Annotated in this window: 17 protein-coding genes; 13 read left to right on the top strand and 4 right to left on the bottom strand. The window is 69.0% G+C overall.

Going from position 1 to position 15,938, the window contains the following annotated elements; translation table 11 throughout:
• Positions 1 to 34: 34 nt before the first annotated feature.
• Entirely contained in the window at positions 35 to 1,423 is a 1,389-nt protein-coding gene (locus SPF06_RS13130; protein WP_323279545.1) for a protoporphyrinogen/coproporphyrinogen oxidase, read from the bottom strand.
• A gap of 265 nt (positions 1,424 to 1,688) precedes the next feature.
• Between SPF06_RS13130 and SPF06_RS13125 the strand changes: the two genes are divergently transcribed.
• From SPF06_RS13125 to SPF06_RS13095, 7 genes are all read left to right on the top strand, one after another.
• Positions 1,689 to 2,372, top strand: coding sequence for a GntR family transcriptional regulator (locus tag SPF06_RS13125; RefSeq protein WP_323279543.1), 684 nt, complete (start codon positions 1,689 to 1,691; stop codon positions 2,370 to 2,372).
• A gap of 323 nt (positions 2,373 to 2,695) precedes the next feature.
• A complete protein-coding gene (locus SPF06_RS13120) occupies positions 2,696 to 3,652 on the top strand; it encodes an amino acid ABC transporter permease (protein ID WP_323279542.1) in 957 nt (318 codons plus the stop codon).
• A gap of 41 nt (positions 3,653 to 3,693) precedes the next feature.
• The gene (locus SPF06_RS13115; protein ID WP_323279712.1) at positions 3,694 to 4,458 is read left to right on the top strand and encodes an amino acid ABC transporter ATP-binding protein; all 765 of its coding nucleotides are present in this window, start codon (positions 3,694 to 3,696) and stop codon (positions 4,456 to 4,458) included.
• An 87-nt stretch (positions 4,459 to 4,545) separates the two neighbouring features.
• Positions 4,546 to 5,520, top strand: a complete 975-nt coding sequence (locus SPF06_RS13110) for an ABC transporter substrate-binding protein (protein ID WP_323279541.1) — start codon at positions 4,546 to 4,548, stop codon at positions 5,518 to 5,520.
• A gap of 226 nt (positions 5,521 to 5,746) precedes the next feature.
• Positions 5,747 to 7,108, top strand: a complete 1,362-nt coding sequence (locus SPF06_RS13105) for an MFS transporter (protein ID WP_323279540.1) — start codon at positions 5,747 to 5,749, stop codon at positions 7,106 to 7,108.
• Between the two features lie 200 nt (positions 7,109 to 7,308).
• Positions 7,309 to 8,124: a gamma-glutamyl-gamma-aminobutyrate hydrolase family protein gene (locus SPF06_RS13100; protein ID WP_323279539.1), complete on the top strand. Its 816-nt coding sequence runs from the start codon at positions 7,309 to 7,311 to the stop codon at positions 8,122 to 8,124.
• Positions 8,121 to 9,200, top strand: a complete 1,080-nt coding sequence (locus tag SPF06_RS13095) for an enoyl-CoA hydratase/isomerase family protein (protein WP_323279538.1) — start codon at positions 8,121 to 8,123, stop codon at positions 9,198 to 9,200. Before SPF06_RS13100 ends, SPF06_RS13095 begins: the two co-directional genes overlap by 4 nt.
• A gap of 163 nt (positions 9,201 to 9,363) precedes the next feature.
• Here the strand turns inward: SPF06_RS13095 and SPF06_RS13090 are convergent, their stop codons facing one another.
• The 3 genes from SPF06_RS13090 to SPF06_RS13080 form a co-directional block, all read right to left on the bottom strand.
• Complete coding sequence (locus SPF06_RS13090) at positions 9,364 to 11,334, bottom strand: acyl-CoA dehydrogenase family protein (protein ID WP_323279536.1); 1,971 nt, start codon at positions 11,332 to 11,334, stop codon at positions 9,364 to 9,366.
• Positions 11,335 to 11,408: 74 nt separating this feature from the next.
• Positions 11,409 to 12,254, bottom strand: coding sequence for an alpha/beta fold hydrolase (locus SPF06_RS13085; protein WP_323279534.1), 846 nt, complete (start codon positions 12,252 to 12,254; stop codon positions 11,409 to 11,411).
• A gap of 17 nt (positions 12,255 to 12,271) precedes the next feature.
• Positions 12,272 to 12,937, bottom strand: a complete 666-nt coding sequence (locus SPF06_RS13080) for an NADPH-dependent F420 reductase (protein WP_323279533.1) — start codon at positions 12,935 to 12,937, stop codon at positions 12,272 to 12,274.
• A 128-nt stretch (positions 12,938 to 13,065) separates the two neighbouring features.
• Between SPF06_RS13080 and SPF06_RS13075 the strand changes: the two genes are divergently transcribed.
• The 6 genes from SPF06_RS13075 (at position 13,066) to SPF06_RS13050 (ending at position 15,612) form a co-directional block, all read left to right on the top strand.
• A complete protein-coding gene (locus tag SPF06_RS13075; RefSeq protein ID WP_323279532.1) occupies positions 13,066 to 13,422 on the top strand; it encodes an ArsR/SmtB family transcription factor in 357 nt (118 codons plus the stop codon).
• Between the two features lies 1 nt (position 13,423).
• On the top strand, positions 13,424 to 13,876 hold the full coding sequence (locus tag SPF06_RS13070) for an SRPBCC family protein (RefSeq protein WP_323279530.1): 453 nt from the start codon (positions 13,424 to 13,426) through the stop codon (positions 13,874 to 13,876).
• A 230-nt stretch (positions 13,877 to 14,106) separates the two neighbouring features.
• A complete protein-coding gene (rpmB, locus tag SPF06_RS13065) occupies positions 14,107 to 14,343 on the top strand; it encodes a 50S ribosomal protein L28 (RefSeq protein WP_043122008.1) in 237 nt (78 codons plus the stop codon).
• Positions 14,343 to 14,513 carry a 50S ribosomal protein L33 gene (gene rpmG / locus SPF06_RS13060; protein WP_323279529.1) on the top strand — a complete coding sequence of 57 codons (171 nt, stop codon included), beginning with the start codon at positions 14,343 to 14,345 and terminating at the stop codon, positions 14,511 to 14,513. The genes rpmB and rpmG overlap by 1 nt, the downstream gene beginning before the upstream one ends.
• A 3-nt stretch (positions 14,514 to 14,516) precedes the next feature.
• Positions 14,517 to 14,822 (top strand): 30S ribosomal protein S14, encoded by a 306-nt coding sequence (gene rpsN / locus SPF06_RS13055; protein WP_307967853.1) that lies wholly within the window; start codon positions 14,517 to 14,519, stop codon positions 14,820 to 14,822.
• Positions 14,823 to 14,976: 154 nt separating this feature from the next.
• Positions 14,977 to 15,612 carry an MBL fold metallo-hydrolase gene (locus SPF06_RS13050; RefSeq protein ID WP_323279528.1) on the top strand — a complete coding sequence of 212 codons (636 nt, stop codon included), beginning with the start codon at positions 14,977 to 14,979 and terminating at the stop codon, positions 15,610 to 15,612.
• Positions 15,613 to 15,938 lie beyond the last annotated feature (326 nt).

The following is a 15,938-nucleotide window of genomic DNA, read 5'->3' as shown; positions in this document are numbered from 1 at the left end:
GGTTTCGGTTGGTGTGGGCGGCGGGGTGGGGGAGTCAGGCGGCGTCGGTCGAGACCCCGGAAAGGCGCGGCGCCTGGCGGTCCGTGGCGAGCACGCTCGCGGCTTCCTGTGCCGCCGAGAACCCCGAGGTGATCGAGCTCTCGGTGTAAAGGGTCCCGAGGAAGTCTCCGGCGAGGAAGACGCGCCGGGCCCCCTGCATGAGCGTCGACTGGAGCTTGGCGCGGCCGGGGAAGCAGTACGGCGAGGCGACCTTCCACCGCGCGGCCTTGGCCTCGACGACGCTGTCGGCGAATCCGTGGCCGAGGATCGCATCGAGATCGGCGAGGTGGGTCTGGATGATTTCCTCGTCGCTCTTGTCCAGGAGCGCGCGTCCGAGGCTCGCCGGGGAGAAGGTCATGAAGCTCCCGCCCGGCTTGCGCACGGACTCCGATCCGCGCACGATGCTGGCCTGGTTGAGAGCGATCGCGAACGAGCGCTTGGGCGCCGCGATGGCGTAGATGTCGTCCCACGGCCGCGCGGAGGTCTCGTTGGTCAGGAACGCGGTGCTCACGTGCGGGCCGTACTTGATCTGGCTCAGGGCCCCGCGCAGATCCTCGGGGAGGTCGACGCCGATCCGGTGCGAGACGTCGGCGGTCGTCGCCAGGACGACGGCGCGAGCCTCGACTTCGCGGTCCACGCCGCCCTGGCTGTATCGGACGAGGACGGAGTCCTTCCTGTGCACGACCTCGTGCACGGTCGCCCCGAGCTGGACGCGGTCGCCGAGCGAGGCCGCGATCGTCTCGGTCAGGGTCGAGGGGCCACCCACGATGCCGCGGTTCAGCCCCTGGCCGATGCCCAGGACGAGGCTGAAGTAGCCGATGCCGGCACCCGCCGAGATCTGGTCCATGTCGCCGGCCGATCGCGTGACGGTGGTCTTGAAGAGGGCGGCCGCGTCCTCCGGGAGATCGCCGACGAAGTCGAGGAACGAGGTGTTGTTCTCGAAGTCGTAGATGCGCTGCTGGCGCATCGCGCCGGACTCCCCGGGACGCTTCCGCACGACGCCCGTGTACTTCGCGACGCCGGCCACGACCTTCATGCCTGCGCGCAGCGTGGCGATGCGGGACGAGAGCGGCATGGGAATCCGGAAGGGATACGTGGCGATATGCCCCTCGCGGATGAACGCACCGTTCATGGCTAGTGCCTGGAGCGAGCCGGGGATTTCGACGGCGGTCACCCCGACCTCGTTCAGCAGGGCGTCGGTCGAGGAGCCGGGACCTGCGAAGACGTGCCCGCCCCAGTTCAGCCAATAGGCGCCCCGGCGTTCCGAGCGGATCCGCCCGCCCACGCGCTCCTCCGACTCGAGCAGCAAGGTGTCCCAGTGTCGAAGGCGCCAGCCGGCCGAGAGGCCAGCGAGGCCGCCACCGACAATGACAACGTCTTTCATTGGAAGTGCCCTTCTACGAAACCGATTCGATCTCCCTCGCCGCGACCTCGAGCAGGGGAGTGCCAGCGCTGCGCAGGGCTGAGGGAGTTCACCGCCCTCATCGGCGCTGCCGGGATGCGGGGGCTGGTGTGACGCTCACCATAGTAGTATTCGATCAAAGATCAAACAAGATCGAATCTGGATGGGGCGACGTCGGCCGCAGTCCGCGCGATCGATTCGAGCGAGGCGGCACGGCGGCGCACGGGCGCGTCCTTATATTTGATCCATGGCGATTTCCAAGAGGGCCGAGCCGGCGCTGCTGACGGATCAGGTCTACGCGACGATCCACGAGGCGATCCTCAACGGCGATCTGCCCGCGGGCTCTCGGCTCACCGTGCGGGAGCTGGCAGAGCAGGTCGGAACGAGCGCCATGCCCGTGCGCGAGGCCATCCGTCGGCTCGAGGAGGCCGGCATGGTCGAACGCCAGCCTCATCGGGGGGCCGTCGTCAAGGCGCTCACGCTCGAGGAACTCGTCCACGTCTACGACATCCGGCGCCTGCTCGAGGTCGAAGCGGCCCGACTGGGTGCCGAGCGCATCACGGCCGAAGACTGCGACCGGATGCAGGCCGAGTACGACCTCATGCGCGAGGCGATCGACGACCACCGCGTGCCCGCGCTCCTCGATCACGACGAGGCCATGCTCGCGATCCTCTACAACGCCGCGGGCAATCCATTCCTCGTCCAGGTGATCCGGAACCTCTGGCTCCAGTGCCGGGCCTACAAGATCGTGGGTGCCACGGGAACTCTCGAGACGCCTGGAGACGATTCGCTCTGGCGCTATCAGCAGGACCTGATCGCCGCGGCCCGCCACAACGACCCGATCGGCGCGGCCGCAGTCAACGACGCGTCCCTCGCCAACGCGACCGACCGCATCAAGGCCCTTCTGGCCGCCCAGCCCAGCGGCCGCTAGCCTCCCTCAACCCACGACGACGCCGAGGCCCCTGTTCGCCGCAGGGGGCCTCGGCGTCGTCGTTCGCCAATTTTTTAGATCTTTGATCCAAAACCCTTGCGCGATCTTTGATCGAATCTTACCTTTATCCGTGAGACCTAGCTCACAAGCGCTGACGGCGACGTGGAGCGAATGTCTCTGACCCGTTAGCGCGGCCGGGCGACCCATCCCGGCTTTTCCCTTCCCCGCGACCACCTTCGCGCCCCAGGAGGCGGCGAGGTCCTGCCGCCGCACCCACATCACAAGGAGTCTTCGATGAGAACCAACGCGTTGGGAGCCATCACATGAGCGCCGCGAGCGATACCCGCGCGGCGACCGAGACCGACGACGGCGTCCGCGTCGCGCATCGGGCGCATTGGGGGTGGTGGGTGCTCACCGCCTTCGTGCTCCTGTTCGCGGCCGGGATCGTGCAGATGCTCTTCACCAACCCGAATCTGGAGTGGGGCGTCGTCGTGAGCTGGTTCTTCAGCCAGAGCATCGTGTTCGGCCTCCTGCGGACCCTCGAGCTGACGGTCCTCGCGATGGTCTTCGGCATCCTGCTGGGCATGCTGACCGCGGTGATGCGCCTCTCGCCGATCAAGATCCTCTCGACGGTCGCGTGGTTCTACACGTGGTTCTTCCGCGGCACCCCGCTCCTGGTCCAGCTGATCTTCTGGTACAACCTCGCGGCGCTCTTCCCGACGATCGATATCGGCATCCCGTTCGTCGGGCCCACCGTCTGGGCGGGCAACGCGAACCAGATCGTGACGCCGTTCATGGCAGCCCTCCTCGGGCTCGCGCTCAACGAGGGCGCGTACATGTCCGAGATCGTCCGCGGCGGAATCCTCTCGGTGGACCAGGGGCAGCACGAGGCGGCCGTCGCGCTCGGGATGCGGACGTCGCGCGCGCTGCGGCGGGTCATCCTCCCGCAGGCCATGCGCGTGATCGTCCCGCCGACGGGCAACCAGGTCATCGGCATGCTCAAGTCGACGTCCCTCGTGAGCGTCACCTCGATGCCCGAGCTGCTCTACTCGGCCCAGCTCGTCTACAACCGCACGTTCCAGACCATCCCGCTGCTCATCGTCGCGAGCATCTGGTACCTCATCGTCACGAGCGTCCTGAGCGTCATCCAGTACTACATCGAGCGCCACTACGCGAAGGGCGGCCGCCGCGCGCTGCCTCCGACCCCGTGGGAGAAGCTCAAGCGCACGCTCGCGCGGCTCGCACCGCCCCAGACCACGACCGCCTCCAGGAGGGCCTGATGACCGCAACACCCACTGCCCCGACGGGCTCCGAGCCCGGCATGCGCGAGGTCGTCCTCCGGGTCACGGGCCTCAAGAAGCGATTCGGGCCGCTCGAGGTCCTCAAGGGCGTCGACCTGACCGTTGAGCGCGGCGAGGTGATGTGCATCATCGGGCCCTCGGGCTCGGGCAAGAGCACGCTCCTGCGCAGCATGAACCATCTCGAGGAGATCGACGGCGGCCGGGTCGAGCTCGACGGCGAGCTCGTCGGCTACCGGCAGCACGGCCACAAGTACGTGACCCTTCCGGAGAAGCTGCTCGCGAGGCAGCGGACCAAGATGGGCATGGTCTTCCAGTCCTTCAACCTCTTCCCGCACATGACAGTGCTGCAGAACATCGTCGAGTCCCCTGTCGGCGTGCTCAAGCAGAATCCGAAGGAGGCCAAGGCCACCGCCATGGCCCTGCTGGCCAAGGTCGGCCTCGCCGAGAAGGCCCACTACTACCCCCGCCAGCTCTCCGGCGGCCAGCAGCAGCGCGTCGCGATCGCACGGGCGCTCGCGATGAAGCCCCGCCTCATGCTCTTCGACGAGCCCACGTCCGCACTCGACCCCGAGCTCGTCGGCGAAGTCCTCGACGTCATGAAAGACCTCGCGAAAGAGGGGCTCACGATGGTCGTGGTCACCCACGAGATGGGCTTCGCGCGGGAGGTCGCGGACACGGTGCTCTTCATGGACGGCGGCGTCGTCGTCGAACGCGGGCACCCCCACGACGTCCTGCTCAACCCCCAGATGCCCCGGACCCAGGAGTTCCTCTCCAAGGTCCTCTGAGTTCGCCCCACCCATCCCTTCAATCGTCCGTCTCACCCTCCCCACCCATGCCCGCCCGCGGGCCAGACCACTCCGAGAGGTCCCCCCATGTATCCACGCCCTGCCCTGCGCGCCTCCTTCGCCGTCGCCGCCGTGGCCTCCCTTGCCGCCCTGGGACTGTCCGCCTGTTCCGACCCGGGGTCGGCGTCGAACGCGGGAGGCGCCGGGACGGCCAGCGCCTCCGCCTCGGGCGGCTCCAACGTGACCACCACGTGGGGGCTCAAGCCCGTCGACTCCGTGGCGGCGCTCGTGCCGGCCGAGTTCAAGGACAAGACGATCCAGAACGGGATCTACAACGACTTCGCGCCCCAGGACTTCGAGGAGAACGGCCAGCTGGTCGGTATCCAGCCGGACATCGTCCTCGCGATGAGCGAAGTCATGGGCGTCAAGGTCAACAACGTCTCCGTGGGCACCTTCGATTCGCTCATCCCCGGCCTCAGCAGCGGGCGCTACGACGTCTCCTCGGCGGACTTCGGCGTCACCAAGCCGCGGCTCGGCCAGGTGGACTTCGTCTCCGAGTTCGCGGTCGGCACCTCGTTCGCCGCCAAGACCGGAAGCAGCATCACCGTGAACAGCGAGACGGACCTGTGCGGCCACACCATCGGCGTGCTCGCCGGCTCGTACTTCATCGATCAGGTCAACCAGGCGAGCGCCGACTGCACGAAGGCCGGCAAGTCGGCGATCACGCTGCAGACCTACCCCGACGACGGCGCGCGGATCCTCGCCGTGACCAACGGCCGCAGCGAGCTCACAGCCACGACGACGGATGCGATGGCCTTCGTGATCAAGTCGCAGAACGTCCCGCTCACGCTGCAGAAGTTCGTCTACGAGCCCCTCGAGCTCGGCATCGCGCTCAAGAAGGGCAGCAGCCTCGGCCCGGCGATGAAGGCGGCCATGAAGGAGATCATCAGCAACGGGACCTACGCCAAGATCCTCAAGAAGTGGGGCGTCGACAGCACCGCCTACACCTCGCCCGAGAAGGTGACCCTCTACACGAGCCCCTCGCAGCTCCCGGCCAGCTGAGGGCACGCGGGAGGCGGTGGTGCTCGACGCGCCACCGCCTCCCGCGCATACCAAGAGAGCATCTTTAGATCTTTGATCGAAAAGTGCTTGACGTGATCTTTGATCGAATCCTATTCTGGGATGAGACGCACCTCACAGACAGCAAAGAAGCCCTGAGCGTGCAGTCGTTTCTCTCCGAGAGAAGCCGCAACGGAACCCCCGTTGCCGCGAGTATGAGGAGTCCCAGATGACAACCAACCCTTTGGACGACGCCACACTGTCCCCCTTCCACAAAAAGCTCGCCCTGTTCTCTTCGGGCGGCCCCTTCCTCGACGGCTACATCCTGTCCATCATCGGTGTGGCACTTGCGCAGATCACCGGGCAATGGCGCCTCAACGAATCTGAGCAGGGCCTCATCGGCGCCTCGACGCTCCTCGGCATCTTCCTCGGTGCCTTCGCGGGCGGATGGCTCACGGACAAGTTCGGCCGGAAAACCCTCTTCACGGTGGACCTCGTGGCCATCATCGTCTTCTCCGCGGCCCAATTCTTCGTGGGAGACGTCGTCTGGCTCATCGTGCTGCGCCTCCTGATCGGTATCGCGGTCGGCGCCGATTACCCCATCGCGACGTCGCTGCTCGCGGAGTTCTCCCCGCGCAAGTACCGCGGGCCGCTGCTCGGCCTCTACGTGACGATGTGGTTCGTTGGGGCCGCAGCGGCCTACATCTTCGGCGAAATGCTCACGGGCCTCGGCGAGGGCGGCTGGCGCTGGATGCTCGCGAGCGCCGCACTGCCGGCCCTGGCCATCGTCCTGGCCCGGATCGGGACGCCCGAGTCTCCCCGCTGGCTCGCCAAAGTCGGCAAGGTCGAGGAGGCGAACGCGGTCCTCGAGAAGGTCTACGGGCCGGGCGTCAGCATCGCCGACCTGCCCGAGGAGGTCAAGGAGGGCTTCAACGTCCGCGCCCTCATCACCTCGGGCTACGGCGGCCGCATGATGTTCGTGACGGTCTTCTGGACCGCGTCGATCGTCCCCCTGTTCGCCGTCTACGCCTTCGCCCCTGCCATCCTCGGCGCCCTGCACCTGGACGGCAGCATGGCGCAGGTCGGCTCGGCGGTCATCACGGTCATGTTCATGGTCGGCTGCCTGCTCGCGTGCCTCGTGGTCAACCGGATGGGCCGGCGCCCGCTCATGATCCACAGCTTCCTCTGGTCCGGCCTCGCGCTCCTGCTCCTGGGGCTCTTCCCGAGCGCCCCGACGGCCATCGTCATGGCGCTGTTCATCGGCTACGCCGTGCTCATCGGCGGAACCCAGATCATGCAGTGGGTCTACCCGAACGAGCTCTTCCCCACGGAGATCCGCGGATCCGCCGTCGGCCTCGCCTCCTCGCTCAGCCGGATTGGCGCTGCCATCGGCACGTATCTCGTCCCGGTCGCGCTCAGCGGCCTCGGCATTGGCGTCACGATGCTCATCGCGGGAGTCATCACGCTCCTCGGTGCCGGGATCTCCCTCGTCTGGGCACCGGAGACCCGCGGCCTCTCGCTGGCCGAGAGCGCAGCCCTCGGCGGCAAGTCCTCGTCGCGGTCGCGGCCGGTGGGGCTGTCCCAGCCTTGACCTCCGGTCCCGACCAGAGCACGGCGGGCCCGCACCTGAGCGCTCAGGTGCGGCCCGTCGTCGTCCGTCGGATGACCGGGCCACGGACCCCTCCGCCCCGCTAGGCTGAACCATGGCGACGGAGCAGACGCGTGCCCATCCCGGGTCGCGCGCGAGTTCGGCACCGTCGGCGCGGATCGCAGGCACCCAGGAGGCAACGCATGACGACGACGCCCGCCAGCTCCGAGCGGCCCTCACCGCGCATCGCGGTCACCTGGGCGGACACGGCCCCCTCGCATGAGGACTGGTTCCACGCCGAGCTCGACGCCCTGACGCGCAGCGCGGCGGCCGCCGTCGAACGCGCGGGCGGCACCGCCGTCGTCCTCGATGCCTCGGATCCAGAGCTCGCAGGCGTGCTCCTCGGCGACGAACTCGAATGGGACGGCCTGCTCGTCATGGGCGGAGGCGACGTCGATCCCGTCCTGTACGACGGCGATCCGTACGTCCCGGCCATCGAGGGCGTCGACGCGCAGGCCGACGCGTTCGAGGCCTCGGCCATCGTGCAGGCCGTCGCGACGGGCCGGCCCGTGCTGGGGATCTGCCGCGGGCTCCAGATCATCAACGTCGCTCTCGGCGGGAGCCTCCACGAAGACCTCGGCACGCCCGAACTTGGCGCGACGGCGCACCGCAATCACGGCGATCCGGGCGGCCTCATGGTCCTGCACGAGGTCGAGATCGCGCCCGGCTCGCGCCTCGCCGAGGCTCTGGGCGAGCGGGCCACGGTCGTCTCGGGCCACCATCAGGCGGCCGCGCGCATTGCGCCAGGGCTCCGTGTCACGGCGACGGCGCCAGATGGGATCGCCGAGGCCCTCGAAGCCGCGGATCCGTCCGATTGGCTCGTCGCCGTCCAATGGCACCCCGAGGAGGCGCAGACGGAGCCGGGGCAGCTCGAGGCCATCCTCGGCGCGTTCGTGGCAGCGTGCCGCGCACGCGCGGAGGCCGCCGCCCAGCCGACAGCCGAGGAGGCCCGCCGATGAGCGAGCACATCCTGTCCGAGGTCCGCGGCGGCCTCGGGATTCTCACCCTCGATCGCCCGAGGGCGCTCAATTCGCTCGACGACGGCATGGTCCTCGCGATGGAGCGCGTGCTCCGCGACTGGGCGGAGGCACCCGAGGTGCGCGCCGTCGTCGTCCGCGGCGGGCCGCGCGGACTGTGTGCGGGCGGCGACGTCCGCGCGCTGTTCACGGGCAGCGACGCCGATGCCGTCCGCTTCTGGGCCGACGAGTACCGCCTCAATGCGCTCATCGGCGCCTATCCGAAGCCCTATCTCCCGCTCATGGACGGCATCACCATGGGCGGCGGCCTCGGGATCTCGGCCCACGCGCCGGCCGCGTCGGGCTCGCTCCGAATCGTCACGGAGCGAACCCTCGTCGCGATGCCCGAGACCCGCATCGGCTTCACGCCGGACGTCGGCATGCCCCTCCTCCTCGCGAACGCGCCCGGCGAGCTCGGCACCCACCTGTGCCTTACGTCGGGCCAGGCCGGGGGAGCGGACGCGATCCACCTCGGCTGGGCCGATGTCATGGTCCCGTCCGAGCGGCTCGACGAGCTCGTGGACGCGCTCACCGAGGCCACGGATGCGGCGTCGTGGGAACCGGGCGCAGCGCACGACGTCGTCGCCTCCTTCGCCATTGAGCCGCCGCCCGCTCCGCTCGCCGAGCAGCGGGCGTGGATCGACGACGCCTACGCAGGCGACTCGGCGCTCGCCATCGTCGCGCGCCTCGAGGAGCTCTCGGCCGCCGACGGCCCCGCCGGTCCGTCAGTGGCGGGCGCAGCGGCCGCCGCACTCGCCGAGCTCCGGACCGTGTGCCCGTTCTCAGTGGCGGTGACCCTCGCGGCCCTGCGCAGCGCCTCGAAGCTCGGCTCGCTCGAGGCGGTCCTCGCGCAGGACCTCGCCCTCGGCACCGCGCTCATCGCGCGAAGCGACTTCCGCGAGGGCGTCCGGGCGCTCCTCATCGAGAAGGATGGTGCCCCCACGTGGAACCCCTCGCGGATCGAGGACGTGGATCCGGTCGAGGTCGAGGCGGCGTTCGCGACCCGCCCGTTAACCTAGCTGGCCCCATACCCGCGGCCGGCTCTATCCGTACCGGGCGCCCTTCCCCTCACCGGGCGCCTTTCCCCGCTACTGGGCCGCTGCCCCGCGGCACAATAGCGGCTTAGCAGCACCAGTGCGGGCAAGCGGCACAGGTGGACTCCAAGGGCCCGAGGCGCCGGCTCTACCTCCGCACCGACCGCCGCACGTCTGGCTTCGAGCTCGGCCCGTCGGTCCGCTCGGCAATCCACGGCCCGGTGCCCTCGGACTGATCGAGCACGCCGGCCTCGAGCCACGCGAAGTCGCCCGCGAGGACGCGCTTCGCGACCCCGTGGTCGCCCGGATCCGTGTTGACCCAGAGCGCGTCGAAGAGGGCCTCGACCCGAAGCCTGGACTGGTCGCAGAAGGCGTCGGCGAGGTCGCGCGCGTTCGAGCCACCCGGCGCCCCGGTGGTGCGAAGGTGCTCTGCCCAGCTGCACGAGGCGGCCATCGCGAAGAGCTCGGCGCCGATGTCCACGACGCGCCCGAGGAACGCCTGCCGATGCTCGAGCGCGGCCTGCCAGCGTCCCATCCCGGCGAATGTATGCCGCGCGAGCCGCCGCGACGCGCGCTCGACGTACCGCAGGTGCTTCGCGAGGGAGCCGAATTCCCGGAAAGCCCGCGGGTCCATGCCCGGTCCCGCGAAGAGGCCCGGGAGCCAGCGGGCGTAGAAGCCCGAGGCGTCCTTCGCGGCGCGCGCCTTCTCGGCGAGGGTCGCGTCGGCGCGAGCGAGGCTTCCGGCCGCGGCGAGGTGAGCATCGACGGCCTCGCGTGCGATGAGCAGCTGCATGATCTCGGTCGAGCCCTCGAAGATCCGGTTGATGCGCAGGTCGCGGAGGAGCTGCTCCGCGGGGACCGCCCGCTCGCCCCGGGCGCGGAGGGACGCAGCAGTCTCGTAGCCGCGCCCACCGCGGATCTGGAGGAGTTCGTCCGCGACGTCGTATGCCATCTCGCTCGACCACAGCTTCGCGAGCGCCGCCTCGATGCGCACATCCTTCATGCCCGCGTCCGCGAGGGCCGCCGAGAGCTCGAAGACCGCCTCGAGCGCGAACGCGGTGGAGGCGATGAACGCGATCTTCTTGCCGACGGCCTCGTGCTGGCCGATCGGCCGGCCCCACTGGACCCGCGCCTGGGACCATTCGCGCGCGATCTTGAGCGACCACTTCGCAGCCCCCGCGCACAGCGCCGGGATCGACAGCCGGCCGGTGTTGAGCGTCGTGAGAGCGATCTTGAGTCCCTGCCCCTCGCGCCCTACGCGGTTCGCGGCCGGCACCCGCACGGCGTCGAACCGGGTCACGCCGTTCTCGAGCCCTCTGAGGCCCATGAAGGCGTTGCGGTTCTCGACCGTGATGCCCGGGCTCTCCGTCTCGACGACGAAGGCCGTGATTCCGCCCTGGCCCGCGGGAATGCCGCCCGCGGCGTCGTGGGGGAGGACCTTCGCCATGATGACGACGAGCTCCGCGATGACCCCGTTGGTCGTCCACAGCTTCGAGCCGTCGAGCACGTAGCTCTCGCCGTCCTCGGCGAGCTGCGCCGTCGTCGTGAGCCGCGCGGGATCCGAGCCGACGTCGGGCTCGGTGAGCAGGAACGCAGTCACGGCGCCTGCCGCGCACCGCGGCAGGAAGGCGTGCTTCTGCGCCTCGGTGCCGAACATCTTGATCGGCTCGGGCACGCCGATCGACTGGTGCGCCGAAAGCAGCGCCCCGAGGCTCGGGTGCACCGAGCCGAGCAGCATGAGGGCGCGCCCGTAGTACGCGAGCGAGAGTCCGAGGCCCCCGTATTCCTTGGGGATCTTCATGCCGAACACGCCGAGCTCGGCGAGCGCGCGGAGGTATTCGTCGGGGATGCGGTCCTCGGACTCGATCCTCGCGCCGTCGAGCGTGCGTGCGAGGTCCGCGAGCCGGCGCAGGAACGCCTCGCCCTCCTCGACGGTCGGTGCCGTCGGCGCTGGGGGCGGGTAGATGAGGTCCCATTGGAAGTCGCCGAGGTAGAGGGACTTCGCGAAGCTCGGTCGGGTCCATTCGGTCTCGCGGCTGGCTTCCGCGACGGCGCGGGATTCGTCCCAGTCGGGGTCCCGGGCGCTTGACGCGGTTCCGGATGTCGTCTCCGTGCTCATGGCAGCCCCCTCGATCCCGGGGCCGCCGTGGGCCGGTGACCCTTTCAGCTGTCCCCCCATGCTACGCCCGAGTATTACTCGCGGGTAGGGGCCTCCGGGCGCGGCGAGGCCTCGCTCGAGGCATCCCGCGTGAGCCGCGCGATCACGTCCCCGCACACCTCGGGCCGCTCCCAGTGCACCATGTGTCCCGCGCGCTCAACCGATTCGAGCCGCCACGCAGGGTGCCGCTCCATGAACGTGGTGATCTCCCGCGGCTCCCGAGTGAGGTCCCGGGCTCCGAGAACGACGGCGGTGGGAGCCGTGATCTGGCACTCCACCTCGGGTGCGACGCCGTCGAGCGCCGCGATGAGCGAGCCGTACAGCACCGCGGGCGGCAGCGCGAAGGCGGCCTCGACGTCGGCGCGGAACGTCGGGTCCAGGCTGGCCTCGCCGTACCAGCCCGCGATGCACGCCTCGATGGCGGCCCTCGCGGGAGGCATCGGCGGAACGAGGCCGAGGCTTCCGAACAGTCCGGTGAGGCGCCGCCGCGTCGCGTCGGCGGGCGGCACCGGCACCATGCCCACGAGCACGAGTCCCGCAACGAGTTCCGGGCGCGTCGCCGTGAGCTGTGCGGCGACGGTCCCGCCGAGCGAATGGCCGACGACGAGGACCCGCTCCCGCCGCGCGGCGCTCGGCGAGTTCTGGTGAAGGCGGGCGACCGCCTCGGCCGCTCCCGCCGTCGTCCACGCCTCAGCAGCGCCCGACCAGTCGCCGTCGTATCCGGGAAGCGTCACGGCGCGCGCCCGAAGGCCCCGCCGCGCGAGGTCCGCGAGCAGCGGGTTCCAGTACGACGCCGGGCACGCCCAGCCGTGGATCAGGACGATCTCGGGGAGGCACGCATCGGTCATGGCGCTGGCCGCGCTTGACCCCGTTGCACCCACGACTCCGCGATCCCTTCCTACTCCGCCCGGACGATCCTCAACGCCGTGTCCCACTGGAATTCCGGGAGGCCCTCGTTGGCCTGGAGCAGCATGTGGAGGAAGCCAGCCTGCTCGAGTTGGCGCGCACGGCGCAGCGGGCCGACGACGATCGGCGTGAGGCCCCCGGCTCTGACGAGGTCTGCGACGGCGCGGACGGCCTCGTCGTCGTCGCCTGCGATGAGCACATCGAGCGGCTGCCCGGCGACCTCGCCCTGCACGAGCGGGCCCGCGAACGTCGTGTTGAACGCCTTGACGACGCGCGCGTCCGTCGTCTTCTGGAGCTCTTCGGCGGCGGAGGTGTCGTGGGGAACGGCGAGCCCCTCGAAGGTCGAGGCGTCGACGGGGTTCGTGATGTCCACGTAGACCTTGCCCCCGAGGGCCCCGCGATGCTCGGTGACGAGCATCTTCGCGGCGTCGAAGGGGACCGCCCCGATGACGATGGCCCCGGTGATCCCGTCTCCGACGATCCCGGTGCTGATCCGTCCTGTGCTGGTCTTGTCCGCTCCGCTGAGTTCGGCTGCGAGCTTGTCGGCTTTGCCCTTGTCGTCATGGGCCAGCAGCTGGACGCTCCGCCCGCCCGCAAGGGCCCGGACAGCGATACTGCGGGCCATGCTCCCGGTGCCGATGATGGTGATGTCGTTCATGATGTGCTTCCTCAAATCCCGAGTATTTATTGAAGCTACAACTAACACTCAACTCCGAATCCCCTGGGGCGTCAAGGCTGGAGCATGCCGAATTGACGCGTAGGAAATTTCCTACGTATCATGAACGCATGCCCCGCCAAAGCAAGGAGACGCCCATGGACCACGTGTTCGCGGCGCTCTCGCACCCGGTCCGCCGGGACCTGCTCGCGGCACTGCTCGACGGCCCCGAGACCGCCCAATCGCTCGCGGACCGCTACGAGATGGCGCGCCCGAGCGTCGCCGAGCACCTCAAGGTGCTGCGCGGCGTCGGCCTCGTGTCCGAGCGCCAGGCGGGCCGGAATCGCTACTACTCCCTGACCCCCGAGCCCCTCGCGCTCCTGCGCGCATGGCTCGAACCCTACGAGCAGTTCTGGCGCGGCCGGGTGTCCCAGCTCGCCACGGTCCTCGATGCCCACGCGCCATCCCCTCAGAGAAGGAGCCCCTAGCATGACTGAGACAGAAGACCTCACCGCCATCCGCGTCGTCGATTTCTTCCCGCACCCGCCCGCCGTCGTCTGGCGCGCCGTCACGACGCCCGAGCTGCTCGCGCAATGGCTCATGCCCAACGACTTCGCGCCCGTCGTGGGGCATCGCTTCACGTTCCGCACCGAGCCGGTCCCCGCGACGGGCTTCTCCGGCGTAGTGGCGTGCGAGGTCCTCGAGCTCCGCGAGCCCGAGGAACTCGTCATCTCGTGGGAGGATGAATCTCCCGAGAACGACATGATGACCACCGTCACCTTCCGCCTGGAGGCGCACGACGGCGGGACTCGCCTCACGCTCATCCAGGCTGGCTTCCGTGCGGATCACCAGAACGACCAGCTCGCGCGGAAGATCATGGGCGGCGGCTGGGGCAGCCACATCCTGCGCCGGCTCGGCGGGATTCTTGGAGCGGCGGCCTGATTTGCAGGCCTTCCGCGTGGGGCCTAGTATTTAACGCTGTCGTATGCAGTGGATTCCACTCTCGGCACTGAAGACACCGTCCAACCCGCGGCGAGGGACTTCGGCTGGCTCTCACCCCGCCTGGTTAACCTCCGGAAAGCTGCAGAACTACGGTGCATCGAGGTGGCGGGGACGCTGTCTGCGGACCGCCATTTACTGCAACTGTTGACTACAACTTTGAGGAGCGAACTGTGGCAGCACATTGCCAGGTGACCGGGGCGAAGCCCGCTTTCGGTCACTCGATCTCGCACTCGCACCGCCGCACCAAGCGTCGGTTCGATCCGAACATCCAGAAGAAGCGCTACTGGGTGCCGTCCCTGCGCCGCAACGTGACCCTCACGGTCTCGGCCCGCGGCATCAAGACCATTGACGTGCGTGGCATCGACTCCGTCGTCGCCGAACTCCTTGCGAAGGGTGTGAAGCTCTGATGGCCAAGAAGGACAAGGACGCGCGTCCCATCATCAAGCTCAAGTCCACTGCGGGCACCGGGTACACGTACGTGACGCGGAAGAACCGCCGGAACGATCCCGATCGTCTCGTCATGAAGAAGTACGATCCGGTCGTCCGCAAGCACGTCGAGTTCCGAGAGGAGCGCTAAACCATGGCCAAGAAGTCCAAGATTGCCCGCAACGAGCAGCGCAAGGTCATCGTCGAGCGCTACGCCGCGAAGCGCGCCGAGCTCAAGAAGACCCTCGTCGACGAGAACGCGACGGACGAGGCTCGTGAGGCCGCCCGCCTCGGCCTCCAGAAGCTTCCCCGCGATGCTTCGCCGGTGCGCCTCCGCAACCGCGACCAGATCGACGGCCGCCCGCGCGGCACGTTCCAGAAGTTCGGCATCTCGCGCGTCCGCTTCCGCGAGATGGCTCACCGCGGTGAGCTCCCGGGCGTCACGAAGTCGTCCTGGTAATCAGCCGGCCTCGGCCCGCTGAACCACCCGTCCGCAGGGGCGGCATCCGCAAGGGTGCCGCCCCTGCGGCGTCTCACCCCTGCCGCCGGTTCCGGGGCTCACCGCCTGCGGCGCGGGGCTTCCCTGTGCCTCGCGTTGGCCCGAGCATGGACGCATGGAGAGCGTCTATCCGTCCGTGTACCGGCTGCGGCACAGCGCGGGATCCAACGGCTACGTCGTGCTCGACGGCGCCCGGGCCGCGGTCATCGACCCGGGGCTTCCCCTCGGGGCCAACGCCGTGCTGCGAGAGCTCCGCGGCGCCGCGCTCCTCGACAAGGTCACGGACATCCTCGTGACGCATTCCGACATCGATCACATTGGGGCCGCACCTGCTCTGCAGGCCGCCACGCGCGCGAGGGTGTGGCTGGGCCGCGACGATGCGGGCTTCCTCGATGGAACCCGACGCGCGGCGACCCCGTTCCGACGCCTTCTCGCCTACTGGCCGGTGAGCCCCTTCGAGCACGGCCTCACGCTCCTCGACGGCGGCGAAGAGCCGTTCCCGGGGGTCAGGGCTGTGGCGACCCCTGGGCATACCCCGGGGCACATGGCGTTTGTGTTCCGGGAGGTCGTGTTTGCGGGCGACGCCGTGCTGGGCACCTCGAGCGGATTCCGGCAGCTCCCGGGCTTCATCACGAGCGATCGCGAGCGGGCACGGGAGTCCGAGCGGCTCATCGCCGAGCTCGGTGCGCGGTGGTTCTTCCCCGGGCACGGACGCGCGCGGGACCTGTCCTCGCTCACGCGGCGCAGCTAGGCCACGGGCCGAGTTGCGGGCATGCGCAGGGCCGTGTACTGTTGATCAGGTTGCCGCCGAGAGCGAGCAGCAAAACCCCTTTGGAAATCTGAACGGCATTTCGCCGCGCTGGGCCATCTGCCCGGCCGGGAAATCCGATTTTCGGACGACGGATATCGCGAGAACGAGCGAATCAGGCAGAAATGCAGATTTGCGGCGGGATGGCGATTCCGGTAAGGTTGAACATCGTTCCGACGAGGAGATAGACCGGCCGATCGGCCTGGTGGATGTACTCGGGGGGCCTGTTGTTTGAGAACTCAATAGCGTGCCATGTTTGATCGACGCCA

Origin of the sequence: Sinomonas terricola (genome assembly GCF_034931225.1) — a bacterium.
Taxonomy (GTDB): Bacteria; Actinomycetota; Actinomycetes; order Actinomycetales; family Micrococcaceae; genus Sinomonas; species Sinomonas terricola.
The sequence above is the reverse complement of the archived record's forward strand: the minus strand, read 5'-3'. Positions and strand labels throughout refer to the sequence as shown.

Coding starts and splice junctions, on each gene's coding strand:
- SPF06_RS13130 (WP_323279545.1), bottom strand. CDS start 1,423: ATGAAAGACGTTGTCATTGTCGGTGGCGGCCTCGCTGGCCTCTCGGCC.
- SPF06_RS13125 (WP_323279543.1), top strand. CDS start 1,689: ATGGCGATTTCCAAGAGGGCCGAGCCGGCGCTGCTGACGGATCAGGTC.
- SPF06_RS13120 (WP_323279542.1), top strand. CDS start 2,696: ATGAGCGCCGCGAGCGATACCCGCGCGGCGACCGAGACCGACGACGGC.
- SPF06_RS13115 (WP_323279712.1), top strand. CDS start 3,694: ATGCGCGAGGTCGTCCTCCGGGTCACGGGCCTCAAGAAGCGATTCGGG.
- SPF06_RS13110 (WP_323279541.1), top strand. CDS start 4,546: ATGTATCCACGCCCTGCCCTGCGCGCCTCCTTCGCCGTCGCCGCCGTG.
- SPF06_RS13105 (WP_323279540.1), top strand. CDS start 5,747: ATGACAACCAACCCTTTGGACGACGCCACACTGTCCCCCTTCCACAAA.
- SPF06_RS13100 (WP_323279539.1), top strand. CDS start 7,309: ATGACGACGACGCCCGCCAGCTCCGAGCGGCCCTCACCGCGCATCGCG.
- SPF06_RS13095 (WP_323279538.1), top strand. CDS start 8,121: ATGAGCGAGCACATCCTGTCCGAGGTCCGCGGCGGCCTCGGGATTCTC.
- SPF06_RS13090 (WP_323279536.1), bottom strand. CDS start 11,334: ATGAGCACGGAGACGACATCCGGAACCGCGTCAAGCGCCCGGGACCCC.
- SPF06_RS13080 (WP_323279533.1), bottom strand. CDS start 12,937: ATGAACGACATCACCATCATCGGCACCGGGAGCATGGCCCGCAGTATC.
- SPF06_RS13075 (WP_323279532.1), top strand. CDS start 13,066: ATGCCCCGCCAAAGCAAGGAGACGCCCATGGACCACGTGTTCGCGGCG.
- SPF06_RS13070 (WP_323279530.1), top strand. CDS start 13,424: ATGACTGAGACAGAAGACCTCACCGCCATCCGCGTCGTCGATTTCTTC.
- rpmG (WP_323279529.1), top strand. CDS start 14,343: ATGGCCAAGAAGGACAAGGACGCGCGTCCCATCATCAAGCTCAAGTCC.
- rpsN (WP_307967853.1), top strand. CDS start 14,517: ATGGCCAAGAAGTCCAAGATTGCCCGCAACGAGCAGCGCAAGGTCATC.
- SPF06_RS13050 (WP_323279528.1), top strand. CDS start 14,977: ATGGAGAGCGTCTATCCGTCCGTGTACCGGCTGCGGCACAGCGCGGGA.